The sequence below is a fragment of the Vibrio sp. 10N.222.52.B7 genome (genome assembly GCF_041474275.1).
GTDB lineage: Bacteria > Pseudomonadota > Gammaproteobacteria > Enterobacterales > Vibrionaceae > Vibrio > Vibrio crassostreae_C.
In genome coordinates this window covers 1-500 of sequence record NZ_JBFRTU010000073.1, presented here as the reverse complement: position 1 = coordinate 500, position 500 = coordinate 1, and the positions used below count along the sequence as shown (strand labels likewise).

The window sequence follows — 500 nt, the reverse complement described above, 5'->3', positions numbered from 1 at the left end:
GTTTCACAAATAGGACAACGCTTTTTAGCTCGAAGTGCTGCTGTTTCAACGTCTTCTTCAAGCACGTTGATAATGCCTTCTTCATCACCAAGGTTGATTGTTGTCTTACAACGCTCTTTTGGTGGAAGTGCATAGCCAGAACAACCAAGGAATACGCCTGTCGAAGCAGTACGAATACCCATTTTACGGCTACAAGTCGGACACTCAATATCGGTTTCCACGATATGATTTGGCTTCATGCCTCCAGCGTCTTCGTCTAAATCTGCTTTTTCCAAATCGCCAGTAAAGTCTTCGAAGAAGTTATCTAGCACGCCTTTCCAGCTTGCTTCGCCTTCTGCGATTTGGTCCAACTTCTGCTCCATACGAGCAGTGAAGTCGTAGTTCATTAGGTCATTGAAGCTGCCGTCTAGACGGTCAGTAACAATTTCACCCATCTTCTCAGCATAGAAACGACGCTGTTCAACTTTTACATAACCACGATCTTGAATCGTCGAGATGAT

General features: G+C 44.6%; 1 protein-coding gene. It reads right to left on the bottom strand.

The window, feature by feature from the left end:
- A partial coding sequence (locus tag AB4512_RS17960; protein WP_372175289.1) for a DNA topoisomerase occupies nucleotides 1–500 on the bottom strand: 500 nt, incomplete at both ends.